General features: G+C 67.0%; 24 protein-coding genes. 10 read left to right on the top strand and 14 right to left on the bottom strand.

The window, feature by feature from the left end; all coding sequences use genetic code 11:
* Positions 1-6: 6 nt before the first annotated feature.
* Positions 7-1,050 carry a WD40 repeat domain-containing protein gene (locus Q7V45_RS17845; RefSeq protein ID WP_304854450.1) on the bottom strand — a complete coding sequence of 348 codons (1,044 nt, stop codon included), beginning with the start codon at positions 1,048-1,050 and terminating at the stop codon, positions 7-9.
* 4 nt (positions 1,051-1,054) lie between these two features.
* Complete coding sequence (locus Q7V45_RS17840; protein WP_304854448.1) at positions 1,055-2,020, bottom strand: GTP-binding protein; 966 nt, start codon at positions 2,018-2,020, stop codon at positions 1,055-1,057.
* A gap of 119 nt (positions 2,021-2,139) precedes the next feature.
* On the opposite strand from Q7V45_RS17840, the gene Q7V45_RS17835 reads away from it, so the two are divergent.
* Both Q7V45_RS17835 and Q7V45_RS17830 read left to right on the top strand, forming a co-directional pair.
* Positions 2,140-3,357, top strand: a complete 1,218-nt coding sequence (locus Q7V45_RS17835) for an MFS transporter (RefSeq protein WP_304854446.1) — start codon at positions 2,140-2,142, stop codon at positions 3,355-3,357.
* 71 nt (positions 3,358-3,428) lie between these two features.
* Positions 3,429-3,893, top strand: a complete 465-nt coding sequence (locus Q7V45_RS17830; protein ID WP_304854444.1) for a hypothetical protein — start codon at positions 3,429-3,431, stop codon at positions 3,891-3,893.
* Here the strand turns inward: Q7V45_RS17830 and Q7V45_RS17825 are convergent.
* Both Q7V45_RS17825 and Q7V45_RS17820 read right to left on the bottom strand, forming a co-directional pair.
* The gene (locus Q7V45_RS17825; RefSeq protein WP_304854442.1) at positions 3,890-5,149 is read right to left on the bottom strand and encodes a UbiH/UbiF/VisC/COQ6 family ubiquinone biosynthesis hydroxylase; all 1,260 of its coding nucleotides are present in this window, start codon (positions 5,147-5,149) and stop codon (positions 3,890-3,892) included. The two genes, Q7V45_RS17830 and Q7V45_RS17825, sit on opposite strands and share 4 nt — an antisense overlap.
* Before the next feature lie 62 nt (positions 5,150-5,211).
* A complete protein-coding gene (locus Q7V45_RS17820) occupies positions 5,212-5,979 on the bottom strand; it encodes a TorF family putative porin (protein WP_304854441.1) in 768 nt (255 codons plus the stop codon).
* Positions 5,980-6,255: 276 nt separating this feature from the next.
* Between Q7V45_RS17820 and Q7V45_RS17815 the strand changes: the two genes are divergently transcribed.
* The 8 genes from Q7V45_RS17815 (at position 6,256) to Q7V45_RS17780 (ending at position 16,543) form a co-directional block, all read left to right on the top strand.
* Positions 6,256-6,594 (top strand): P-II family nitrogen regulator, encoded by a 339-nt coding sequence (locus tag Q7V45_RS17815; RefSeq protein WP_304854439.1) that lies wholly within the window; start codon positions 6,256-6,258, stop codon positions 6,592-6,594.
* A 38-nt stretch (positions 6,595-6,632) separates the two neighbouring features.
* Positions 6,633-7,964 carry an ammonium transporter gene (locus tag Q7V45_RS17810; RefSeq protein ID WP_370692623.1) on the top strand — a complete coding sequence of 444 codons (1,332 nt, stop codon included), beginning with the start codon at positions 6,633-6,635 and terminating at the stop codon, positions 7,962-7,964.
* Positions 7,965-8,154: 190 nt separating this feature from the next.
* Positions 8,155-8,493, top strand: coding sequence for a P-II family nitrogen regulator (locus Q7V45_RS17805; RefSeq protein ID WP_304854437.1), 339 nt, complete (start codon positions 8,155-8,157; stop codon positions 8,491-8,493).
* A 232-nt stretch (positions 8,494-8,725) separates the two neighbouring features.
* Entirely contained in the window at positions 8,726-9,931 is a 1,206-nt protein-coding gene (locus Q7V45_RS17800; RefSeq protein WP_304854435.1) for an aminotransferase class I/II-fold pyridoxal phosphate-dependent enzyme, read from the top strand.
* A gap of 14 nt (positions 9,932-9,945) precedes the next feature.
* On the top strand, positions 9,946-12,816 hold the full coding sequence (locus tag Q7V45_RS17795; RefSeq protein WP_304854434.1) for a DNA translocase FtsK: 2,871 nt from the start codon (positions 9,946-9,948) through the stop codon (positions 12,814-12,816).
* A gap of 157 nt (positions 12,817-12,973) precedes the next feature.
* The gene (locus Q7V45_RS17790) at positions 12,974-14,587 is read left to right on the top strand and encodes an intermembrane transport protein PqiB (protein WP_304854432.1); all 1,614 of its coding nucleotides are present in this window, start codon (positions 12,974-12,976) and stop codon (positions 14,585-14,587) included.
* A complete protein-coding gene (locus Q7V45_RS17785; RefSeq protein WP_304854430.1) occupies positions 14,584-15,174 on the top strand; it encodes a membrane integrity-associated transporter subunit PqiC in 591 nt (196 codons plus the stop codon). The genes Q7V45_RS17790 and Q7V45_RS17785 overlap by 4 nt, the downstream gene beginning before the upstream one ends.
* A 4-nt stretch (positions 15,175-15,178) precedes the next feature.
* Positions 15,179-16,543, top strand: a complete 1,365-nt coding sequence (locus Q7V45_RS17780) for a paraquat-inducible protein A (protein WP_304854428.1) — start codon at positions 15,179-15,181, stop codon at positions 16,541-16,543.
* Positions 16,544-16,791: 248 nt separating this feature from the next.
* On the opposite strand, the gene Q7V45_RS17775 is transcribed toward Q7V45_RS17780, so the two are convergent.
* From Q7V45_RS17775 to Q7V45_RS17730, 10 genes are all read right to left on the bottom strand, one after another.
* The gene (locus Q7V45_RS17775; protein ID WP_304854427.1) at positions 16,792-17,616 is read right to left on the bottom strand and encodes a hypothetical protein; all 825 of its coding nucleotides are present in this window, start codon (positions 17,614-17,616) and stop codon (positions 16,792-16,794) included.
* Between the two features lie 25 nt (positions 17,617-17,641).
* Positions 17,642-18,283: an imidazole glycerol phosphate synthase subunit HisH gene (gene hisH, locus Q7V45_RS17770; RefSeq protein ID WP_304854426.1), complete on the bottom strand. Its 642-nt coding sequence runs from the start codon at positions 18,281-18,283 to the stop codon at positions 17,642-17,644.
* 22 nt (positions 18,284-18,305) lie between these two features.
* Positions 18,306-18,935, bottom strand: a complete 630-nt coding sequence (hisB, locus tag Q7V45_RS17765) for an imidazoleglycerol-phosphate dehydratase HisB (RefSeq protein WP_304854424.1) — start codon at positions 18,933-18,935, stop codon at positions 18,306-18,308.
* Positions 18,936-18,943: 8 nt separating this feature from the next.
* Positions 18,944-19,861: a DMT family transporter gene (locus Q7V45_RS17760; protein ID WP_304854421.1), complete on the bottom strand. Its 918-nt coding sequence runs from the start codon at positions 19,859-19,861 to the stop codon at positions 18,944-18,946.
* A gap of 214 nt (positions 19,862-20,075) precedes the next feature.
* Positions 20,076-21,347, bottom strand: coding sequence for an acyl-CoA dehydrogenase family protein (locus tag Q7V45_RS17755; RefSeq protein WP_304854420.1), 1,272 nt, complete (start codon positions 21,345-21,347; stop codon positions 20,076-20,078).
* Positions 21,348-21,438: 91 nt separating this feature from the next.
* Positions 21,439-21,882 (bottom strand): hypothetical protein, encoded by a 444-nt coding sequence (locus tag Q7V45_RS17750; protein ID WP_304854419.1) that lies wholly within the window; start codon positions 21,880-21,882, stop codon positions 21,439-21,441.
* Between the two features lie 102 nt (positions 21,883-21,984).
* Complete coding sequence (locus tag Q7V45_RS17745; protein ID WP_304854418.1) at positions 21,985-23,112, bottom strand: glycosyltransferase family 2 protein; 1,128 nt, start codon at positions 23,110-23,112, stop codon at positions 21,985-21,987.
* Positions 23,113-23,142: 30 nt separating this feature from the next.
* A complete protein-coding gene (locus tag Q7V45_RS17740; protein ID WP_304854417.1) occupies positions 23,143-23,415 on the bottom strand; it encodes a hypothetical protein in 273 nt (90 codons plus the stop codon).
* A gap of 13 nt (positions 23,416-23,428) precedes the next feature.
* The gene (locus Q7V45_RS17735) at positions 23,429-24,145 is read right to left on the bottom strand and encodes a hypothetical protein (RefSeq protein ID WP_304854416.1); all 717 of its coding nucleotides are present in this window, start codon (positions 24,143-24,145) and stop codon (positions 23,429-23,431) included.
* A 107-nt stretch (positions 24,146-24,252) separates the two neighbouring features.
* Positions 24,253-24,507 (bottom strand): PqqD family protein, encoded by a 255-nt coding sequence (locus Q7V45_RS17730; protein ID WP_304854415.1) that lies wholly within the window; start codon positions 24,505-24,507, stop codon positions 24,253-24,255.
* Between the last annotated feature and the right edge of the window lie 69 nt (positions 24,508-24,576).

The following is a 24,576-nucleotide window of genomic DNA, read 5'->3' as shown; positions in this document are numbered from 1 at the left end:
CTGAATCTACCGCCGCAGATCGATCGTCAGCAGATCGCCGCGGTCGTTGCCGACGGCCAGCTTGAAGCCGTCGGGCGACCAGGCGAGGCAGGTGATGGCCGCGCCGTCGGCCATCTTCAGCACGACCGAGCGTCTCGTCCTGATGTCGCCGAGCTGCAGCTCTCCCGAATCGTAACCGCCCGCCACGAATTCTGCAGACGGGTGGGCGGCGACCACGGTTATCAGGCCGGCGCCTTCGTCGCCGAACTGCAGCGGCGGCTTGCCTTCCGGTCCCTTCCCCGAGAATGGCCAGGCGGTGAACACCGGCTGAGAGGAGGTGTAGAGCCAGCGCGCGTCGGCGGTCCACGACAGCGACTTCACCTTGGCGGGATAGCCCTGCATGCGCATGTCGGTGGCCTGCGCCACGCGCCAGACATGGATGTCGTTCTCCTGTGTGCCGGTGGCGATGAACTTGCCGTCGGTGCTCCAGCGCAGCGCCACGTGGCTGCCCTGCCAGGCGAAGCGCCGCGGCGGCAGGGCGACGTCCTTGCTCAGGCTCCACACGGTGATGCCGCCGTAATGCGCGCAGGCGACGCGGCTGCCGTCCTTGCTGAAATCGAGGCCGGCCACCGTGCTCGGATGCGGACCGAACTCGCGGACCTCGCCGTCGCGGAACAGGAACATGCTCTTGCCCGCGGAGGCTGCGACCGCGCCCGTCCTGTGGGCGACGAGATGCTCGAACCACTTGCCCTTCAGCGCCAGCAGTTCCGTTGCCGTACCGTCGGCGGCGATGCGCAGCACGCGGCCGTCGTCGCCGCCGCTCACGAACCCGTCGCCTGCCGGATCACCGACCAGCGAGAGCACGACGCCCTTGTGCAGCGGGTCCGCCGCATCGGGCGTGGCCGCCTTGATGTCGGCGGGCAGGAGGCGGACCTGGCCGTCACCCAGCGCGAAGCCGACGATCGTGCCGTCGCGGTTGAAGGCGCAGGCTGCGACGGGCGCGGCGGTGGCGAGGGAGCGGGCCGGCGGCAGCGTCTGCTGCCAGGCCGGATTGGCGAGATCGATTTTCACGGTCCTACTTCAGGCAGTCGTCGAAGCCGCGCTGGAGATTGTCACCGTCGAGGTTGCGGCCGATGAAGACCAGCTTGCTCGAACGCTTGTCGCCGTCTTTCCACGGCGTGCCCCAGTCGCTGTCCATCATCATGTGGACGCCCTGGTAGACGTAGCGGCGCGGGGCGCCGTCGATGGCGAGGATGCCCTTGCTGCGGAAGATGTCGCCGCCCTTGATCTGGAGCAGCGCGCCCATCCACTTCTGGAACCTGTCGGGATCGACCGGCCGGTCGGCGGTGATCGACAGGCTGCGGACCTCGTCCTCGTGGTGATGATCATGGCCGCTGTGCAGGAAGTCGGGCTCGAACTCCAGGATGCGGCCGAGGTCGAACGCGCCCTTGTCGAGGATCGCGTCGAGCGCGATCTGGCTGTTCTGCGTGTGGAAGATCCGGGCGTAGCGGTTGATGCCGCGGATCCTGTCTTCGACCTTCGCGAGTTCGTCGGGGCTCACCAGGTCGGTCTTGTTGAGCAGGATCACGTCGGCGAAGGCCACCTGCTGCTCGGCCTCGCTGCCCTGCTCGAGCTGGCCGAAGAAGTGCTTGGCGTCGATCACGGTGACGATGGCGTCGAGCCGCGTCCTGGCCTTGACGTCCTCGTCGGTGAAGAAGGTCTGCGCCACCGGTCCGGGGTCGGCCAGGCCGGTCGTCTCGACCAGGATGCCGTCGAACTTGTCCTTGCGCTTCATCAGCCCTTCGATGATGCGGATCAGGTCGCCGCGCACGGTGCAGCAGATGCAGCCGTTGTTCATCTCGAAGACTTCCTCGTCGGCATTCACCACGAGATCGTTGTCGACACCCAGCTCGCCGAACTCATTCACGATGACGGCGTATTTCTTGCCGTGCTGCTCGCTCAGGATCCGGTTGAGCAGGGTGGTCTTGCCGGCGCCGAGATAGCCGGTCAGCACGGTGACGGGGACTTGGGACTGCGCCATGTTTTTCCTCGAGTTCGGCCCCTGAAATAGGGACTTTGGCCAGAGGGTGCAACCGCCCGTCGCCGGCACGCTTCGGCAGGGACCGAACCGTCGAGGCCCGGCCTGTGCTAACGAGGACCATGTCCCGCCCCTTCTACGGCTGGCGCATCGTCGCCGTGTGTCTGATCGCGGGCATGTTCGCCAATGCGTTCGGCCTGTTCGGTGCCGGCGTCTATTTGCACGAGCTGGTCTCGATCCGCGGCTGGCCGACCGGACTGGTCTCGGGCGCGATCACGACCTTTTATGTCACGAGTGCATTGCTGCTCATTCCCGTCGGCAGCCTGATCGGTCGCCATGGTGGCCGGCTGTCGACCGTGATCGGTGCCCTTGCGATGGGCGCGGGCATTGCCGCCATCGGTAGGGTCGAAGCGCCGTGGCAGGCCTATGTCGCGTTCTTCGTCATGAGCTTCGGTTGGGCCTGTCTCTCGCTGACGGCGGTCGCGACGACGCTCGCGCCATGGTTCGAGCGCCATCAGGGTCGCGCCGTCTCGATCGCGTCGCTCGGCGCCAGCGTCGGTGGCATGACCGGCGTGCCGGTCCTGCTCTTCTCCATCGGCATCATGGGCTTTGCGGCAACGACGACTGTGGCGGCTGCCGTGATGCTTGTCGTGATCCTGCCGCTCGGCTGGTTTGTGATGCGCCGCCGCCCGCAGGATCTGGGCTTGCTGCCCGACGGGGTGGCGGTCGCAGCGCCCTCGACGGCGGCACGCCCCGCAGGATGGACGCGCCGTGCGGCGCTCGGGACTTGGGCATTGCAGAGCGTGATGCTGGCCTTTGGCCTGGCAATGCTGGTGCAGGTGGGATTCATCACGCATCAGGTGACGCTGCTCTCGTCCGCGCTCGGTGCGGCGGGCGTCTCGCTCGCCGCGTCGGGTGCGGCGCTGGCCGCTCTGCTCGGCCGCCTGCTGCTGGTGCGCTTCGCCGACCAGATCAGCCCGCGCGCGACGGCATGCGCCGTGATGGGGCTTGCCTCCCTGTCGCTGCTCATCCAGGGCCTGCTTCCGACACCTTCTGTCCTGTTCGTCGGCAGCCTGGTGATGGGCCTCACCATTGGCAACGTGACGACGCTCTCGCCCATCATCGTCCGCCGTGAATTCGGGGCAGCGACGTTCGGCGCGGTGTTCGGTGTCGCCTCCTGTGGCATCCAGCTCGCCGCCGCGATGGGGCCGAGCGGCTACGGCCTGCTGTATGACGCGTTCGGTGGCTATCGCATGCCGCTGCTGCTGGCCGCCGCATTGGACGTGGTGGCCGCTTTCATCGTGGTGTCTGGCGCGGCGCCTAAGGCCGCTCGCCTCTAAGAGGTGTTTGGCGGGGTGCACAACCTCGGTTCCCGTGCTAGCCTGTGCAAGTTCACGTGGAGGTTGCGGGCTTGCCGGACACAAACCGTTACAGGGTCCTTGCCAGCTATCACCCGGACTACTGCCGCAAGATCGCGCGCCGGACGGCTGCCGGATGCCTTGCCGTACTCGTTGTCGAGATTCTAATTCTCCTGCTCGTCGATCCGAGTACCAGCCGCTGCCCAGGATGGATTGTACCGCTCCAGGACACGGCGGATTCGCTGTGGACGATGGTGGCGCTAGTCACTGGGCTGCCTACCGCGTGGATATGCTACATCGCGCTCCGCTGGGACCAGAAGTTTTCCGCGGAGATCTACGACAGCATTCTCCGCCCGCGATCCTCGATGTTCGGTCTCGGCAATGTGGTGGAGGCACCCTTGGTTGATTTCGATCATCTGTTTCTGTCGGTGTGCGTTTGCTGGTGCCTGGCGTCGGCCATCCCGTTGGGCGTGATGCTCTTCGGATGCACGAGCCTGCCGAGATATCTTGGGTACTAAGGCCGCTCGCCCCGGATCAGCTTGGGCAGGTCGCCGACCAGCCCCATCGCATGACGCACGAAGAACTTGCGCAGCGCCGGCACGCGGTTCACGGCGGCGAGGCCCATGTCGCGGGCCAGCCGCAGCGGCGCGATATCGTTGGAGAACAGCCGGTTCAGCAGGTCGGTGGCGGCGACCATCGTGAGATTGTCCGCCCGGCGCCATTGGGCGTAGCGCTCCAGCGTATCGGCGCCGCCGACGTCGAGGCCGAGGCGCTTGGCGTCGACCATCACCTCGACCAGTGCCGCGATGTCGCGAACGCCGAGATTGTAGCCCTGGCCCGCGATCGGATGGATGCCGTGCGCGGCATCGCCCACCAGCACCAGGCGCGTGTCGATGTAGCGCTCGGCATGGACCAGGCGCAGCGGATAGGACCAGCGCGGCCCCTCCGCGACGACCGGCCCGAGATGGTCGCCGAACCGCCGCGCGAATTCGGCCTGGAAGCGCGGCTCGTCGAGTTCGAGCAGGCGGCGCGCGAGATCGGACCGTTCGGTCCAGACGATCGACGAGCGGTGCTCGCCGCCGGGACTGTCCGTCATCGGCAGGATGGCGAACGGACCGCCGGGCAGGAATTTCTCCTGGGCGACGCCGCGATGGGGCTGGTCGTGGTGCGCGACCAGGACGATGGCGATCTGCTCGTACGACCAGCTGCGCGCGCCGATGCCGGCCTCCTCGCGCATCGAGCCGAAGCGTCCCTCGGCCGAGGCGATCAGGCGGGCGGCTAGGCGCCGGCCGCTCTTCAGCACGAGACCGGCGCGATCCGGCCCGCGCTCGCTCTCGACCACCTCGTCGGGCGAGACGAGTTCGACCTTCGGGCAGGCGGCGAGCCGGCGCAGCAGGGCGGCGCGGAGGAACCGGTTCTCGACAATCCAGCCCATCGGTGCGGCCGTCTCGGGGTCCTCGGCGGCCTCGCGATGGTCGAAATGGAGGAAGAACGGGCTCGCGCGCCCGTCGTGGCCGGCATCGGAGATCCGGATGTCGCGGATCGGCTCGGCTTCGGGGGCGATCTCGTCCCAGACGCCGAGCGCGGCGAACAGGCGCTGGCTGGTGAAGGCAACGGCGGTGGTGCGGCCGTCGAAGCCCGGCTGGGTCAGGGTGGCGAGCGGGACGCGGTCGATGAGGGCGGTCGACAGACCCGCTTCGCCGGCCGCCAGGGCGAGAAGGCTGCCGTTGAGGCCCGCGCCTACGATGGCGAGGTCGAAAGGATGACTATCCATGGGCCATAGATGGCAGCCGCCCCGAAGGGCGGCAACCCTCTATGGCTGCATGGATCGATTGATCAGAATGTCTTTGAGATACCGACGATGACGCGGCTGGCGCAATTCTGGGTGCCGAGGCAGTCCTGAACGCTGAGGTTCGTGCCGGTGTAGGCGGCGGAGAGGTCGAAGCCGTAGACGGAGACGACGAGGCCGAGCTGCCAGTCCCAGTAGTTGTCGTTGGGAATGCCGTAGTTGGTGAAGCGTTCGACATACTGGTTGCCGATGGTGCCGAAGGCCTTGAACGCCACGTTTTCGTTGACGTGGAGGAACGGCATCGGAACGGTCACCGAGGCCCACTTGTACCAGGCATTGCCGGAGTTGGCGAAGAAGTTGGGGCTGTAGCGGACCGCGGCGGCGACCTGGGCGACGCCGAAATCGTAGCCGGCGACAAGGCCGAACTCGTTGAAGTCGTAGAACAGGTTCGAGGGCGCGCCGAGGTAGTTGTAGCGGATGTAGCCCACGTCGAAGGTGAGCTTGTTGTCCATCAGCTTGAGCTTGAGGCCGGTGAGGACGTCGATCTCGGCCCAGGTGCCGGTGTTGGGGAAGTCGACGTTCGAGCCCCAGGCGCCGACATAGGCGCTGAGCGGAATCTTCTCGCTGACGGTGGGGGTCTCGTAGCCGAGCGAGGCTTGGACGGCGACCTGGCGCTGGGTCTGCGAGATACCGCGGTAGGAGTACTCGTTAAGAACCGCAAAGCCGGCGGTGAAGGCGCCGCCGAACGGAGCCTTCCAGGTTTCCTTCTCCGGCGCTGCCGGCGTGGTCGCCGCATCCGGCGTGCCCTGCGCCACCTGTTGATCGTGCGTGACCGCAACGGTCTGCGGATCTGGCGTGCCCTGTGCATGGGCGGCACTCGCTGCACAAATTGTAATCAGTGCGGTAGCCAGAACGGCGGAATTTTTAAGCAACACGACCACCCCCAAAGACTTATGACTTGTTTCCGCCTCAATCGACGCAAGTGGCGTGCCAAGTCGGTCTGGCGATCATGCGGCGGCACTTGGCACGGTGCTTGCTCTCGACAAATTGAACTTTGGGGGCGGGTGCCGCCCGTTGGAGGACAGGCGCAAATGAAAATGATCGTGGCAATCTTCAAGCCCTTCAAGCTGGACGAGGTCAGGGATGCCCTGACATCGCTCGGCATCCAGGGATTGACCGTGAGTGAAGTGAAGGGGTTCGGTCGGCAGAAGGGCCAGACCGAGATCTATCGTGGCGCAGAGTACGCCGTGAGCTTTCTGCCGAAGGTGAAGATCGAGGTCGTGATCGACGACACCATGGTCGAGCGCGCGGTCGAGACCATCCGCAAGGCGGCGGGCACCGGCAAGATCGGCGACGGCAAGGTGTTCGTCATGCCGGTCGAGCAGGCGATCCGCATCCGCACCGGCGAGTCCGGCACCGAAGCGCTGTGATCCGACACCACAACCAACTCGAGAACCAGGGGACAACGATGAAGTTCAAGACCAACTCGGTGCTTGCCGGCGCGGGGGCGGCCGCAGTGCTGTTCCTGCCGGCGCTGGCGCTGGCCCAGGCCGCCGCGACGCCGGCTGCGGCGGAAGCACCCAAGCTCGATACCGGCGACACGGCATGGATGCTGACTTCGACGCTGCTCGTGCTGATGATGACCATTCCGGGCCTCGCTCTCTTCTACGGCGGCATGGTCCGCAAGAAGAACGTGCTGTCGACGGTGATGCAGAGCTTCGCCATCACCTGCATGGTCTCGGTGCTGTGGCTGATCGTCGGCTACAGCCTGGCCTTCTCGCCGGGCAGCACGATCGTCGGCGGCCTCGGCCGCATCTTCATGTCGGGGCTCACCCTCGACGGCGTGCATGACCTCGCCAAGACGGTTCCCGAGACCGTCTTCATGATGTTCCAGCTCACCTTCGCCATCATCACGCCGGCCCTGATCGCCGGCGCCTTCGCCGAGCGCATGAAGTTCTCGGCCATGATGTGGTTCATGGCGCTGTGGTCGCTGATCGTCTATGCGCCGATCGCCCACTGGGTGTGGGGCGGCGGCTTCCTGGGCGACTGGGGCGTCCTCGACTTCGCGGGCGGCACCGTCGTGCACATCAATGCCGGCGTCGCGGGCCTCGTCTGCGCCCTCGTCATCGGCAAGCGCAAGGGTTTCGGCACCGAGAACATGGCGCCGCACAACCTTGTCTACTCGGTGATCGGCGCCTCCCTCCTGTGGGTCGGCTGGTTCGGCTTCAACGCCGGCTCGGCTGCCGGCGCCAGCCCGAACGCCGGCATGGCGATGGCCGTGACGCAGTTCGCTGCGGCCGCGGCGGCGCTGGCCTGGATGTTCGCGGAGTGGGTCACGCGCGGCAAGCCGTCGGTCCTCGGCATCATCTCGGGTGCCGTCGGCGGTCTCGTCGCCATCACACCGGCCGCGGGCTACGTGACTCCGATGGGCGCGCTGGCCATCGGCATCATCTCCGGTCTGGTCTGCTTCTGGGGCGCCACCGGCCTCAAGAAGGCGATGGGCTACGACGACTCGCTCGACGCGTTCGGCGTGCACGGCATCGGCGGCTTCGTCGGCGCCCTCCTGACCGGCGTGTTCGCCGTCGAAGTGATCGGCGGCGCGGGCAAGAAGGGACTGATCGACGGCAATGCCGGCCAGGTCCTGACGCAGCTCTGGGGCGCGCTGGTCTGCATCGCCTGGTGCGCGGTCGCCACCTTCATCATCCTCAAGATCGTCGATGCCCTGATCGGGCTGCGCGTGACGACCGAGGAAGAGGTCGAAGGTCTCGACATCAACCTGCACGGCGAGACGATCCACTAGGACCGTCTCCTCCTCGAGATCGGGAACCCTCCTCTCCTCCTGGTTCCCTCTCATCCGCCGCACCGTGTCGCGGCGGACCCTCGGGCCCGGCGAGCCTCTCGCCGGGCCCTCTTTCTGTCCGGCGTTTGACGCCGCGAACGCGAGGCGCCAGTCTGTCGGGCAGAGCCGCGAAGGCAGGAGGGGAAAACAGATGAAGCTCGTGTCCGCCATCATCAAACCGTTCAAGCTCGACGAGGTGCGCGACGCGCTGACCGGCGTCGGCGTGTCGGGTCTGACGGTGAGCGAGGTCAAGGGCTTCGGCCGCCAGAAGGGCCAGACCGAGATCTATCGCGGCGCCGAGTATCTCGTGAGCTTCCTGCCCAAGGTCAAGATCGAAATCGTGGTCGACGACGCCCAGGTCGAGCGCGCCGTCGAGGCCATCCAGAAGGCGGCGCACACCGGCAAGATCGGCGACGGCAAGATCTTCGTCACGCCGGTCGAGCAGGCCGTGCGCATCCGCACCGGCGAATCGGGATCCAACGCTCTTTGAGCGAGAGCGCCTGAACGTGGAATGGCCATTTCCGGTGCGCCTGCGACGCCATGACCGGACTAGTGCTTGTGGTTGGCCAGAAACGGGGCGCAAGCCCTCATTTCATCTCAAGAAACAAGCCTATTCCATTGTTGTGATTGGTTAATTTGTTCCCTAGAATGTGGCGATAGGCTGGTCGCTCTCGGCCGGCACCGTGGCATTTTTCCGGCCGATTTGGCCATTGGGAACGAGAATGTTCAATCCGCGCCTGACCGAGACGCTGACCGATTTCCCATTCGCGCGGCTGAACGCCCTCATCGCTCCCATCACGCCGCCGGCGCATCTGTCGATGATCAACATGTCGGTGGGCGAACCCCAGGGGGCGATGCCCGCCTTCGCGCGGCAGATCGTGATCGACGAAGTCGATGGCTGGAATCGCTATCCGCCCAACCAGGGCCTGCCTGACCTCAATCTCGCGATCTGTGAATGGCTGACGCGCCGCTACAAGCTGCCCCAGGGCCTGCTCGACCCGAACCTGCACGTCCATCCGACGGCCGGCAGCAAGGAAGGCGTCTACATCATCTCCACCGTGGCGACGCCGCAGGAGAAGGGTGGGGGCAGGCCGATCGTCGCGCTGCCCAATCCGTTCTACCAGGCCTATCTCGGCGGTGCGGTCCTGTCGGGCGGCGAGCCGCTGCTGGTCAACGCCGAAGCCTCGAACGGCTTCCTGCCCGACTATGAGAGCCTCGACGAAGCGACCTGGCAGCGCCTGTCGGTGGTCTATCTCTGCTCGCCGGCCAATCCGCAGGGTGCGATCGCCAGCAAGGAATATCTGCAGAAGCTGCTGAGGCTCTGCCGCAAGTACGACACCGTGCTGGCCGTCGACGAGTGCTACGCCGAGATCTACACCGGCGCCCCGCCGCCGGGTGCGCTCGAGGCGGCGCTCGAGATCGACGAGACCGGCGGCAAGGACCCGTTCCACAATCTCGCGGTCTTTCATTCGCTGTCGAAGCGGTCGAATGCGGCGGGCCTGCGCTCGGGCTTCATGGCCGGCGACCCGAAGCTCGTTGCGATGGTGCTGCGCTGGCGCAGCTATGGCGGCCCGCAGATTCCCTTCGCCGTCCAGAAGGCGTCGGCCGCGCTGTGGCGCGAGGAGACGCATCCGATCCAGACGCGCGAGTGGTACGTGAAGAACTTCCGGATCGCCGAGCAGATCCTGCACAACCGTTTCTCCTACTACACGCCGGGCGGCGGGTTCTTCCTGTGGCTCGACGTCGGCGACGGCGAGGAAGCCACGCGCAAGCTGTGGGGCGAGGCGCACGTCAAGGTGCTGCCGGGGGCCTATGCCTGCCGCGAGACTAACGGCATCAACATTTCCCAGCGCTACATCCGCGTGGCCCTGGTGCATGACGAGAAGACCACCCGCGAGGGGCTCCAACGCCTCGCGACCGTGTTGTAGGAGCGCCACCGCGCATGGCCATGCTGAGCCTCTCTTCAGCGTTGCAGCCCAGGACCTCCATCCTGCCGGAGGGCGGGCGCGATTTTCTGCGCCGCCGCATGATGGAGATCGTCGGCGTTGCCACGGCAGGCTTCGGCCTCGCGCTGATGATGGCGCTGTTCACCTATAGTCCGGGCGATCCCTCGCTCAATCACGCCACGGCGCGGGCGCCCAACAACCTGCTCGGCCTGCCCGGCGCCTACATCTCGGACCTGCTGCTGCAGACCTTCGGCCTCGCCATCATCCTGGCGCCGGTCGCCTTCATCACCTGGGGCGTGCGCATGGTGCGCACCCATCATCTCGGCTTCTTCGGTCTGCGTCTCTCACTGCTCCTGCTGGCGCTGCTGATGATGAGCGTGGCCTGCGTGGGCCTGGGCGACGTCGGCGGGGCCGCCACCCATGCCGGACCGGGCGGGCTGGTCGGGCTGGCCCTGGTCGGCCGCTTCCGCGAGCTGGTGCTCACCCATTCGAGCGGCGGCGCGCTCACTTTCATCGAGCCTGCCGCGGCAGCCCTCGCCTTCATCGCGATGGCCCCGGCGCTCGGCATGAACCGTACCGACCTGCCGCTGATCTTCCGCATCCTGCGTGCGCCCTTCCTGTGGGTCGTGTGGGGCATGCGCGCGGCCGTGGGCCTGTGGCGCGGCAAGCCGCAACCGCTCGACGAGGAGAACGAGCCGCCGGCGCCTCACATCGGCTATGCCGAGATTCCGGGCGAGATCGATGCCAGCCAGTACGATCCGGCGCGCTTCGAGAACCGCTACGAGCAGATCCCCGACGAAGGCGCGGTGCTGCCGGCGCGCGACTCGCTGATGGTCGATGCGCCCTATGCCCCGATCGAGCGGCCGGCCGACGACATCCCCGAGGCGCCCGGTGGCCTGCGCATGCACTCGCCGGTGCTGGACGAGGCCGCGCCCTCCCGCGTGCAGGAGCGCACCTTCCTCAGTCGCCTGACCGGCGGCCTGCGAATCGAGCCCTTCATGCGGCGCCCGGCGACGGCCACTGCGGCCACGGCGGAACGTATCGAGCCGGGCTTCGGCGGTTACGAGGCCGCGCCGCCGCCTTCGCCGGCGCACTACCGGCAGCCGATTGCCGATGAGGAGTTCGAGGCGCCGGCTGAAGTTGCGCCGCCGCCGCCACCCGTCGCCGAAGAGAGGCCGGACGAAGAGACCGACGAGAATCCGTTCACGCCCGACAATGCGCTCGACGTCGAGCTGCCGTCTGCCGTGCCGCCGACACCTGCGGGCGTGAAGATCGTGCCGCGCAAGTCGGCCGCGCCGCAGGGCAAGCGCGCCGCCAAGGCCGGACAGCGCGAGCTGGCCCTCGGGGCCGAGTACCAGCTGCCGCCGCTCGACATCCTGTCGCTGCCCTCGCGGGTCAATGCCCAGCCGAAGATCGACGAGGAAGCGCTGGAGCAGAATGCGCGCCTGCTCGAGACGGTGCTCGACGATTTCGGCGTCAAGGGACAGATCGTGAAGGTGCGGCCGGGTCCGGTCGTGACCCTCTACGAACTCGAACCGGCGCCCGGCACCAAGTCCAGCCGAGTGATCGGTCTCGCCGACGACATCGCCCGCTCGATGAGTGCGGTCTCGGCGCGCGTCGCCACCGTGCCCGGCCGCAACGTCATCGGCATCGAGCTGCCCAATGCCAAGCGCGAGACGGTGTTCCTGCGCGAGCTGCTGTCGACCAAGCACTACGAGGATGGCCGCCTCGGCCTGCCGCTGGCACTGGGCAAGGATATCGGCGGCGATCCGGTCATCGCCGACCTCGCGCGCATGCCGCATCTTCTGATCGGCGGTACGACCGGCTCGGGCAAGTCGGTGGCGGTCAACACCATGATCCTGTCGCTGCTCTACCGGCTGACGCCGAATCAGTGCCGCTTCATCATGATCGACCCCAAGATGCTGGAGCTGAGTGTCTACCAGGACATCCCGCACCTGCTGACGCCCGTCGTCACCGAGCCGCGCAAGGCCATCGTCGCCCTGAAGTGGGTCGTGCGCGAGATGGAAGACCGCTATCGCGCCATGAGCGCGGTCGCCGTGCGCAACATCGCGGGCTACAACGAGAAGCTCGCCGAGACGGCGCGCAAGGGCGGGGTGCTGACCCGCAAAGTCCAGACCGGTATCGATCCCGAGACGCGCAAGCCCACCTTCGAGGACGAGGAGATGGACTTGAGGCCGCTACCCTTCATCGTCGTCATCATCGACGAGATGGCCGACCTGATGCTGGTCGCGGGCAAGGAGATCGAGGCGACGGTGCAGCGCCTGGCGCAGATGGCGCGTGCCGCCGGCATCCATGTGGTGATGGCCACCCAGCGGCCGTCGGTCGACGTCATCACCGGCACCATCAAGGCCAACTTCCCGACCCGCATCTCCTTCCAGGTGACGTCCAAGATCGACAGCCGCACCATCCTGGGCGAGCAGGGCGGCGAGCAGCTGCTGGGTCAGGGCGACATGCTCTACATGGCCGGGGGCGGCAAGATCGCCCGTGTCCATGGCCCCTTCGTCAGCGACGGCGAGGTCGAGGAGGTCGTCCGCCACCTGCGGGCCCAGGGCGCGCCGGCCTATATCGAGTCGGTCACCGACGATCCCGACGGCGACGGCTCGGGGACCGGGCTGCCGGGCGACGCTGAGGAGGCCGAGAGCGACCAGCTCTACGACCAGGCCATCGCCCTGGTCGCCCGCGAGCGAAAGTGCAGCACGTCTTTCATCCAACGTTACCTCCAGATCGGCTATAACAGGGCCGCCCGCATCGTCGAGCGCATGGAGCGCGAAGGCGTGGTCAGCGCCGCGAACCATGTCGGCAAGCGCGAGGTCCTGGCCCGCGACATCGACGACCGGGAACGCTGAGCGTCCCGTCTGACTGAGGGGCGAACGAGGTACGATGAACGAGCAAGCCCCGCCCGGATCCGCCTCCGGGACCCCAGCCTCGGATAGTCCCGGCGCGCGAAGTGCCGTGGGGGCGGCTTCGGTTCGGCGCCGCCGCCGTTTCCCGCTGGTCTGGCTCGTGCCCATCGTGACCGCGCTGATTGCCGGCTGGCTGGCCTGGGACGCCTTCTCCAAGCGCGGTCCCGTGATCACCGTGTCCTTCGACACGGCCGCCGGCCTCACGGCCGGTCAGTCCCAGCTCAAGTACCGCAATGTCGTCATGGGGACGGTGAAAACCATCACAATCCCGCCCGACCTGTCGAAGGTGCTGGTGACGATCGAGACGGTGAAGGAAGCCGAGTCGCTGCTCACCGACAAGACGATCTTCTGGGTGGTGAAGCCGCAGCTCTTTGCCGGCAACATCTCCGGTCTCGAGACCATCCTGTCCGGCTCCTATATCGGCATGCGTCCGTCCTCCGAACCGGGCGTCGCCAAGCGCGATTTCGTGGGCCAGGAGGATCCGCCGATCCTGCAGGCCTCGGTGAAGGGCACCACGTTCCGGCTCGATTCGCGTCGGCTGGGCTCGATCAGCCTCGGCGCCCCGATCTTCTTCCGCGACATCGAGGTCGGCACCGTGCTGGGTTGGGATCTGCACGATCTCGCCAGCCGAGTCGCCATCCATGCCTTCGTGCGCGCGCCCTACGACCGCTACGTGCGCAACGACTCCAACTTCTGGAACGCCTCGGGCCTGTCGATCTCGCTCGGCGCGAACGGCATCAACATCGAGATGGAATCGCTGCGTGCCATCCTGCTGGGTGGCATCGCCTTCGATACGGCGCACGATTCGACGGCGCCGGTCAGCCCGCCCGGCCAGCGCTTCAAGCTCTACGCCAACATCGAGGAAGCCAAGTCGGCGGGATTCGGCCAGCAGATCAAGCTGATCTCCTATTTTCCGGGCTCGGTCGCCGGCGTGACCGAAGGCGCCGAAGTCAGGTTCCACGGCTTGAAGATCGGCGAGGTGACGAGCGTCGGGCTGGTCTACGATCCGAAGACCGACCGCGTCGTCGCCCCGGTCCACTATCGGGTCGAGGCCGGCAGGGTCAGCAACCTTGCAAAGGCGCAGGGGATGGAGCCCATCAACGTCGCCGAGGAGATGATCAAGCGCGGCCTGCGCGCCACGTTGCAGGCGCCGAGTCTGATCAGTCCGCAGAAGATCATATCGCTGGAGGTCGTGCCCGGCGCCACAGGGGGCGAGCTGACACAGGAAGGCGGCCACTATGTCATTCCGGCCGCGGAAGTCGGCGGCTTCGACAGCATCACGGCGTCGGCCAGCGAACTGTTGAGCAAGATCAACCGCATCGACTTCGACAAGATCGGCAACAGCCTGGTCAGCGCCGCCACCGGCATCGACCAGACGGTCAACGGACCGCAGATCAAGGCGACCCTGGCTGCGCTGGAGAAGGCCATGATCGACGTGCAGGACATCGCCCGAAAGCTCGACGTCGACGGGACGCCGGCGCTCAAGCGCCTGCCCGCGATCGCCGCGCAGTTCCAGGACGCCGTCACCAAGGCCAATCGCCTGATCGGTTCCGTCGAGAAGGGCTACGGCGACACATCGAAGTTTAACCGCGAGCTCGATCGCCTGCTGCCGCAGCTCACCGACGCCGCGCGCTCGATCCGAGCCCTGGCCGATCTTCTGTCGCGTCAACCCGAGGCCCTGATCAAGGGCCGCACCAGCACGGGCAAGGAATGACCAGCACTCGCCTCGGCCGCCGCCAGTTCGGCCTCCTCGCCCTTCCGGTCCTCGCGTCCCCGGCGCTCCAGGCCTGCGGTTCCTCGCCGGAACCCGTGCTCTACACGCTCGCGGTGCGGCCGGGTCCGGTGCTGACGCGCGGACCACGGATCGTGCAGGTCCGCGACGTCGGCCTGCCGGGCTATCTCGACCGCAAGGAGATCGTCCGCTCGACGGACGACCTGAAGCTCGACGTCCGAGCGAACGCCTGGTGGGGCGAACCGCTCGGCGGGATGCTGGGACGGACCATCGTGCTGGAACTCTCGCAGCGTTTGCCCGCCAGCCAAGTCTACAGCGAGTCCGGTTCGATCACGATGGATCCCTACGCTACGGTCGGCATCGACTTCCAGCGCTTCGACGCCGACAAGGCCGGTACCGTCATCCTGCTGGCGCAGGTCGCCATCCAGTTCAACCGGCCGACAAGAACGGCCTCACGCAACTTCTCGATCTCGAAGCCCGTACCGACGGCAGACACGCCGGGCCATGTCGCCGCCATGAGCGATGCGCTCGGCGAGCTGTCGGACGGCATCGCGACGCTGCTTCAGTAGCGCCATGCTGCGGGCCTTCGCCGTCCCACGCGACCCGGGTCCCCTGGTGACGGCGCCGCAGCTGCGCGAATGCCACGGCTGCGGGCTGTTCCAGATCGTACCTGCGATGGCGGCCAACATGGGCTCCGACTGCGAGCGCTGCGGCACGCGGCTGCGATCGACGCGCGCCGACCCGACCGGCCGTTGCCTCGCCCTCACCTTCGCCTCGCTGGTGCTGTTCGCCATCCTGTGGCTTGCGATGCTGATGAAGGTCTCGACCGCCGGCATCGTGCACGAGACCACGATCCTCTCAGGCCCCGCGGAGCTGGTGCGGCACGGACTGTGGCCCCTGGCCATCGCCGTCGCCTTCACCACGGCGTTCGCACCGCTCATCAAGTTCGCCGGCACGCTCTACGTGCTGATCGGCCTGCGCATGCGGACCCTGCCGCCCAACCTGCGCGGCGTCTTCCTCATCGCTCGACGCATGGGGACCTGGGCGATGCTCGAGGTGCTGCTGCTGGGCGTGTTCGTGGCCTACACCAAGCTGGGCGACCTCGTGACGATCCAGCTCGGACCAGCGGTCTATGCGCTGGCGATCCTCACCGTGGTGATCGTCTGGGCCGAGCTGTCTCTGGATCCGCAGGCGGTCTGGGAGGAGATCGAGCGACGCGGCCAGACCCATGCGCCGATGCCGCCGGCCGCGCCGCTGGAGTACAGGCAGGGTGCCGCCGGCTGCGAGGAGTGCAAGCTCGTCTGCGTTCCGGCCGAGCATGACGGGCGTTGCCCGCGCTGCGGTGCGCGGGTCCACGAACGCAAGCCCGACAGTCTCAACCGGACGCTGGCGCTCGCGCTCGCCGGCGCCATCCTGTACATCCCCGCCAACGTCTATCCGGTGCTGACGGTGATTCAGCTGGGCTCCGGCGCGCCCAGCACCATCATGGGCGGCGTCGAAGAGCTGGTCTCGTCCAAGATGTATCCGCTGGCGTTGCTGGTTTTCTTCGCCAGCGTGCTGGTGCCGCTGTTCAAGCTCATCGGCCTGCTCGGCATGATCTCGGTGACGTCGTTGCCCGCCACGGCCGAGACGGCCGGCGTGTTCCTGCGCCAGCGCACGCGTCTCTACTTCATCGTGGCCTGGATCGGCCGCTGGTCGATGGTCGACATCTTCATGGAGTCGTTGCTGGGGGCGCTCGTGCAGTTCGGTCGCGCGGTGACCATCGACCCCGGCATGGGCGCGCTCGCCTTCTGTGCCGTGGTCATCGTCACGATCTTTGCCGCCGAAGCCTTCGATCCCCGTCTCATGTGGGACGCCGCGGCCCGCAATCCTCACCGGCAGGGGCGGCCGTCGGCGGCGAGTCGCACCAGTAACGCGACGGCGATCACTGCGGGTTGAAGTTTGATGTTCGGCGTGATGCAGTCGATGTTGCGGAAGCCGTATCGGTCACGCGATGTCAGGAGCGCGTCGCCTGGCAAGCCGCGCTCCAGGCATCGATCTGACCGTTCGAACCCGCCGCAGGCGCGATTGTCCGCAAAGCCCGGCAGGCAGGCCCGCCCCTTCGGCTCGTCTCCTCGTCGCCGGCCTCGAGCGCTGCACGACAGAAGGGTCCTCGGGACGTTCCGGAGCGGATCAGCGGGCCGTGGTCACTTCGGCGGCCCGAATCCCTGAAGCGTCCAGACGAGCGGGGCGGGATCTATGCGGACCTGGCCGCTCTGCGGCCGGTCGATGTCGATGATCAGCACGATGGCGAGCGTCCAGACGCCGAGCAGCAGCACGGAGAGCCCCGGTTGGCGGCTGTTGACCAAGCCAAACCCGTAACCCACGGCGCCCACGGCGAAAAGCGAGACGGTCAACAGGAGCCGCAGGACGTAGGGCGGCACATGGCTGGTGAAGTTGCGCCGGTTGGTGAGCGACAGGTCGATCATCTCGTTGAGCGAGGAGAGCAGCAGGCCCGAGATCGGCGTCGGCGAGCGCTCGGCGACCGTGCGCGCCAGCTGCCAGAGTTCGTTCTGAAGGCTGTTGCTCCGCTGGTTGAGCCGGTCGGTCTCGGCCGGGTCGGAACTGCCACGGACCAAGGCGATGCGTGTCTCGGTATAGTCGCGCAGCAGGCGCTGCATCGCCTCGCCCTCCGCCCCGGTTGCCACCGCCGCGCGCAGCCAGGCCGTTCCTATGGCGTTGGCTTCGGCCAGGACGGAGTCGCGGCGCTGCTGGTAACGGTCCGAGGCCATGGAGAGGGAGACGCCCAGCAGGAAGGCCAGCAAGCCCATCACGCCGGCGGTCGCGAAGTTGACCGATGATTTCTGGCCGTCGGTCGGCGGGTGAAGGCGCGCGATGAACTTGCCGAGCTGGACGCCGACTTCGAGTGCCACCAGGAGAAGCAGCAGGACGAAGAGTCCGGCGAGGTGGAGATTGCCGCTGGCCAGTCCGTTGAGGGACACGAACAAGGTGTCGAAGGGGCCGAGGGACATGGTTCGATCGCTCGCGGTCGGGGGGTCAGGGCTTCCAGCGCAGGAAGTTGGCGATCAGCCGAAGTCCGGTCGCCTGGCTCTTCTCGGGATGGAACTGCGTGCCCGCGAGATTGTCGCGACCGACGATCGCGGTGACCGGTCCACCATAGTCGGTCAGGGCCAGCACCGTCTCGGGCTTGCTGGCGGCGAGCTGGTAGGAATGCACGAAATAGGCATGGGCGCGCGGCGCGATGCCCTCGAGCAGGGCATGCGGCTTGAGATCCGTCAGCTCGTTCCAGCCCATGTGCGGGATCTTGAGATGGTCCTTGCCGGGTTCGATGCGCACCACGTCGCCCGCGATCCAGTCCAGCCCGGCATGGATGCCGTACTCGACGCCGCGCGTGGCCATCAGCTGCATGCCGACGCAGATGCCGAGGAACGGCTTGCCGCGCTCGATGACCTCGCGCTGCAGCGTGTCGACCATGCCCGGCACGGCGTAGAGACCGGCGCGGCAGTCGGCGAAAGCGCCGACGCCCGGCAGCACGATGCGGTCGGCGGCGGCGACCTCGGCGGGCGACGACGTCACCAGCACGCGCTCATGCGTGCCGGCCTCGCGCGCGGCGCGCTCGAAGGCCTTGGCGGCGGATCGCAGGTTGCCCGACCCGTAGTCGACGATGGCAACAGTCATGGGGCAACGGTCATGTTGAAGCCTAGAGCACGCCCTTGGTGCTGGGCACGGCCGTCGTCTGGCGCGGGTCGATCTCGACCGCGACGCGCAACGCCCGGGCGATGCCCTTGAAGCAGGTCTCGACGATGTGGTGGTTGTTCTCGCCGTAATGGTTCCACACGTGCAGGGTCAGGCCGCCCAGCTGGGCGAAGGCCTGGAACCATTCCTTGAACAGCTCGGTGTCCATCGTGCCGAGCTTGTCCCGGGTGAAATTCACCTTCCAGATCAGGTACGGCCGGTTCGACACGTCGAGCGCGACCTCGGTCAGCGTCTCGTCCATCGGGATGGTGGCGCTGCCATAGCGGCGGATGCCCTTGCGGTCGCCCAGCGCCTTCGACAGGCACTCGCCCAGCACGATGCCGGTGTCTTCCGTCGTGTGGTGGTAGTCGATGTGCAGGTCGCCCTCGGCGCGCAAGGTGATGTCGATCAAACTGTGGCGCGAGAGCTGCTCGAGCATGTGGTCGAGGAAGCCGATCCCGGTCTTGATGTCGTAGACACCGGTGCCGTCCAGGTTGATGGCGGCGGAAATGCGGGTTTCCTTGGTCGCGCGGTCCACGGACGCGCGGCGTCCGCCGCTGCCGGGCGTCTTCAAGGGGATGGTGGTCGTGGCCATGGGGAGGTTCATACAGGAACGCGGGCGGCCCGGTCGAGCGCCACACGCGTCAGAATGACGCCGGCCAGCACGACCAGCCCGCCCAGCACGCGGGCCGCGGTCAGCGGATCGCCGAAGAAGGCGGCCGACAGGCCGACGCCGGCAATCGGGATCAGGTACATGTAGACCATGACCCGGCTGACCCCCAGCCGGTCGAGCCCGGCCGTCAGCCCGAGGAAGGCGACGCCCACCGGAAAGATGGCGGTGTAGAGCCAGAAGCCCAGCAGCCGGTCGTCGAGCCGGGCGAATTCGTCCAGCGATTCGAAGAGGAGGGCGATCGGCACCAGGACCAGGGAGCCGAACAGGGTCGTCCAGGCCATCACCGGCAGCGCCCCGAGGCGCTGATTGTAGGGGGCGCAGCGCTCGACATAGAGGGCCCAGGCGAAGGCCGCGAGCATCCAGAGCAGGGTGCCGTCGAGGCTGCCGAACGACAGCGTGACCGCCGTCAGGCTGTTGTTCACCACCAGCACGACGCCCGCGAAGGCGAGCCCGATGCCGGCCCAGCCCAGCGCCGGCAGCCGGCGCCCGCCGAACCAGGCGAGGATCGCCGAAAAGGCGGTGGTGGTGGTCATGACGATCGAGCCAACGCTCGGCGCCGTGCGTGTCATGGCGAGGCCCCAGCAGGCCTGGAACAGGGTGACGCCGATCAGCGACAGCAGGAACAGCGGCAGCCAGTCGCGCTGCGCCAGCCCGAGCGGCCGGCGCAACAGGGCCATGGCGGCGAACAGGAAGAGGCTGGCGACCAGATAGCGCGAGCCGCTGTAGAGCAGCGGGCTCATGACCTGCAGCACGTCCTTGGCGAAGGGATAGCTCGATCCCATCAGCATGGCCGTGCCGAACATGATGAGGTCGCCGGTGTAGCGGCGACCCGATGACGTTGAAGCCACCTCGCGACTCAAACGTCCTCTCCGCCCGCGCAGCGGGGGGAGAGGAAGGGGACCCGCGCAAAGCGCGGGGTAGGTGAGGTGGGTCTTCGTCCTCTCAACACATGAATCTCGCTTGCGTCAGGCACCACCTCACCTTCCCATTGCTGCGCAATGGGCCCCTTCCTCTCCCCCACTCCGGCGCTGTTTACAGCGCCTGTCGTGGCGGAGAGGAGGTTTAAGACTTCGCCGCCGTCGACGTCTTCTGCGCGCCCCAGAAGCCGAACAGGGCGCCGGCGACGCGGCGGATCTGGATCTCCTCAGAGCCCTCGGTGATGCGGTAGCGGCGGTGGTGGCGGTAGATGTGCTCGAACGGCGTGTGACGCGAATAGCCGATGCCGCCATGGACCTGCATGGCGCGGTCGGCCGCATCGCAGACCAGGCGGTTGGCACGGTAGTTCGACATCGCCACCCATTCGCTGACGTTCATGTGATGCTCGCGGTCGAGATGCCACGCCGTCTTGCGCACGAGGCCGCGCGTCATTTCGGCCTCGGTGTGCAGCTCCGCCAGCGGGAACTGGATCGCCTGGTTGGTCGCCAGCGCCTTGCCGAACACCTTGCGGTTCTTGGCGTAGGCCACCGACAGGTCGATGCAGTATTGCGCCGCGCCGAGGCTGGAGGCGGCCTGGCGGATGCGGTTCTCGTGCACGAAGGTCTGCGCCACGTCGAGGCCGCGGCCTTCCTCGCCCAGCATGGTCGAGCCCGGCACGGTGACGTTGCTCAGCGACACCTCGGCATGGTCGGACGGCATGTTGAACGTCCACCACATGTACTCGATCTTGAAGCCCGGGCTCTTCACCGGCACCAGGAACGCCGAGATGCCGCGCGCGTCGCCGGCCTTGCCGGAGGTGCGCGCGAAGACGAGGTCGACGGTCGCGGTATGCATGCCGGTGTTGAACCGCTTCATGCCGTTGATCACCCAGTCGGAGCCCTGCTTGACGGCCGTGGTCTCCATGAAGGTGGCGTCGGACCCGTGCAGCGGCTCGGTGAGGCCGAACCCGATGCGCTCGGTGCCCTTGAACATGCCCTCTATGTAGCGGTCCTTCTGCTCCTGCGTGCCGAAGCGATGCAGCAGCAGGGCTACCGGGAAGTTGCCGACGATCGAACTCTCGTTCTGCAGGTCGTTGTGCAGGCCGAGCCCCTTGTGCGCCAGATGCTCGCGGATGATCGCCATGGCGAGGTTGGAACCGTCCTTGCCGCCCAGCGCCTTCGGGAGCCCGAAGCGCAGGTGACCGGCCTTGTCGGCACGACGCTTCATCTCGGCCAGCAGCTCTTCCCACTCGTGCCGCGGCTGGCCGTCATTGTCCCAGTCGGTGCGCGCATGCTCGCGGCGATGGTCGAAGAAGCGGATATTGTCGTTCTCGCGCTCCAGCGGCCGGATCTCGCGCTCGATGAACTCGTCGAGCTCGACCAGATAGGCCGCGATCTCCGCGGGAATGTTGAAATCCATGGCGCGCTTCCTCGGTAAACGGTTGTTCACCGCATTCTAGGCCCGCCTCCGGCTTTCGGCATCTCCCCCGTTTCGGAGGACGGTGCCGCGCTCAGCGTGGCGTCGGGCGGGGCCCGCCGGGCTGTCCCAGCGGCGATGCTTCGCGGCAGGTCTGCTGTCCGTTGACCATCATGGTGACGACCGGCTTGACCGCGATGAGTGAGCCCGCCATCGCCGACGACTGGTTCGATATCTGCGGTGCCCACTTGACGATGAGGCGATAGTTGCCGGCGTTGGCCAGGCGGAACGGAACCTCGGTGTTCGGATGGATCAGGCCGAGCGTTCGATCCTGCGCGACCTGCTGGGTCGTGGCTTCGCTGAAGATGAAGCGATAGTGGCCAACGTTGGGCCCCACCTTGACGAGCACGTTGTAGGCTTGGTCGCCTCGGATGAAGCAGCCGCTCTGTACGCCGAGAATCTGCGGGTCGGGCATCTGGGCCAGACTCGCGGTCGGCACCAGGCCGATGATGCACAGGACCGCCGTCCGGTTGAGCACTTTGCGCCCCGGCCATGCGCGACGCGTTTCTGATGTCATGTTTCCCCACACGCCGCTGTCCAATACTGGCGGCCTGAGAATGTTGCACAGCCACTGCGGCGGTCAAAGGTCCAAACGGTGGTGCTTCTGCGTCAGTTGCTCCGCTCGCGCCATTGCGAGTTCGAAGCGGGCACGGAAGGAGAGATTGTCGGGCTCACATGCAACGGCGCGACCGAACCAGTGCGCGGCGTCGCCGTAGCGTTCGAGACGGAAAAGGCACAGCCCGCCTTCCGCCAGCGCACCGGCGCCGAACAGCGCGCGATCGTAGGCGAAGTCGTCGACCAGCGCGTCGGCGTCGATGTTAGCCAGCCTTTCGAAGATCGCCAGAGCCTCCTCCCAGAGGCCCGTTGCGGCGAGAGAACGGGCCTCGAGGCAATCGAGCAGGAAATTGCCGCCTTGCAGGGTGCGGGCCTCGGCGATCAGCGCCAGCGCTTCGCCGTTCCTGCCATCGATCCCGCACTGACGCGCAAGTTCCGCGAAGCACATCGTCTTTTCGGCCAACCGGATGGGCGACCGCCGCGCTGCCTTGATACCCTGCCGCCAGGCCCGCTCGGCCGCCGCCGGGTCGCCGCGCTCGCGCTCGATCGACCCGAGGTGCCACCACAGGTATGTGCGATCCGGCGTGGCCGCGATCTGCCGCTGCAGCAGGCCGAGATCGCGCGTGTGCTTGCGCACCGTTCCCCCGTCATAGCCGAGATGGTCGATGGTCAGGGTCGAGGCGCCGATCGCCTTCCCACAGCCACCGGTCAGTCGGTTGAGCGAGGGAACGATCGTCTCGTGCATCGCGCCCTCGAAGCGGATTTCGGGATGACGGCGAAACAGCCGCAGTTCGCGATAGGCCGTGTATCCCGTCTGCGGATGGAAGCGCACCGTGGCCGCCCGCAATCCCGGCATCGACAGTTCACGCTGGACCGTCGCACGGTCGAGCGGGCGCAGGCGCTCGTCCGCGTCGATGTAGAGAATCCAGTCACCACTTGCCTGATCCAGCGCAAAGTTGCGGGCAGCGGAAAAGTCGTCACACCAGGTGAAGTCATGCAGCCGCGCACCGTGCGCGCGGGCGATCGCCGGCGTTGCGTCGCGCGACCCCGTGTCGACGACGACAATCTCGTCGACCAGAGGCTGAATCGACTGAAGGCAGTCGTCGAGGAAGCGCTCCTCGTCGCGGACGATCAGGGTGGCGGTAACGCGCACGCTGCCCTGGCAGTGAGCGCGCCGCGCGTCTCAGCGCCGCGCTGGACCGGCCGGGTTGCCAGTTCCGGGAATTGTCGTCGGATTGGCGGGTTTGACCGCCCCGTCGGGATTGGTTCGGTGATGAACGTCGCCCGATCCAGTATTGAGGGTCCGCACAGGCGCCTGTGCCTGGGCCAAGGAGTCCATCGGAAACGAAGCGATGGCAGGCAGGACGAAAGCACTGCCGAGAACCAGCCTCCGTACGATGTCGCGGCGAGTTTCGTCGACACTGGTCAGGACGCGCGGATCGACATCGTTGGTCATGCGACGATCTGTATCAAACGCGGTCGGCGACCGCAACGCAGGTTGAGGCGACGTCGCCCATCTCGACACGGAAAGTTCGCGCCGCCTCGACCAGGCGCGTGATGTCGCCCAGCCAGCCGCTGCGTTTGGACGGAGGCGCCGTCGTTTGCGAGAGCAGGCGGCGGGTCATGTCGAGCTTGCCGATCTCGATCACGACGCTTCGTGAGCCGTGGCCAGGCTCCAGCCAGAACACCGATTCAATCGCCGCCGGTCGGATGTCCCAAGGCTGGCCGAATGCGGTCGGATCGGTTGCGAACCACCAGTCGCGCGCCAGCGCCCCGCCACGAGCGACGACCGGCGGCAAGGCACGCAGGGGCGGCAGCAACGCGACGCTCGGCTCGTTGACCATGAAGCGCCACGGAAAGGCCACTGCCTGCCCGTCGCGCAGAAGCACGAGTTCGTCGCCGCTCACCTCGCAGCCCGCTAACAGCAGGCCGAGTGCCAGGGTCGTCTTGCCAGAGCGTCGAGGGCCGACCACCAGGAAGCTGCGCCCTCCGGATCGGCCGATCACCGCACGAAAGCGCACATGGTCAGGCAAGGCGGCCAGCGCTTCACGGTGCATCCGTCGCAGCAGGTTCTCGCCGGCCTGAACCGCGGTCAGCTCGAAGTCGACATCCTGCCCATCGACCGTGAGGCGAATTTCGCCATCGTTGTTCCAGGCGCCCAGCTCCCGATGTCGTTCGATCGCCATGGCCTGGCGGGCCTGCGGCGCGACCTCGCGAACCCGCCGACGTGCGCCGTCGCAATCACCGACGACGGTGAAAGCGCTGGTGAGAAGCTGGAACCGGTCTCCTGCCGTCAGCGGACGAGACCTTCTCGCATCAGCGTTGCGAGGCATTCGGAGACTGCATCGTGCGGTGGCTTGCCGAGATCGAAAGCAAGCTGCAGCAGCGCTGCCAGCTCGTTCGCGTCGTTGCGGCCGTTGCACAATTCGAGGACGACCGCAGCGGTCGCATTGAGATAGTGGATGCGATCACGGTCCGGTTGATAGACGATGTAGCCGTCCGAGACGGGATTTATCTCGAGGCCGGCGGCGCAGGACGGACGGCCCAAGGGAGATCGTGTCATTGTAAACGAGCATGCCCAAGCTCCCGAAGGCGGGCAACAAGAGCCTGTCGCCGG

The sequence above is a fragment of the Reyranella sp. genome (assembly GCF_030651995.1).
Classification (GTDB): domain Bacteria; phylum Pseudomonadota; class Alphaproteobacteria; order Reyranellales; family Reyranellaceae; genus Reyranella.
The sequence above is the reverse complement of the archived record's forward strand: the minus strand, read 5'-3'. Positions and strand labels throughout refer to the sequence as shown.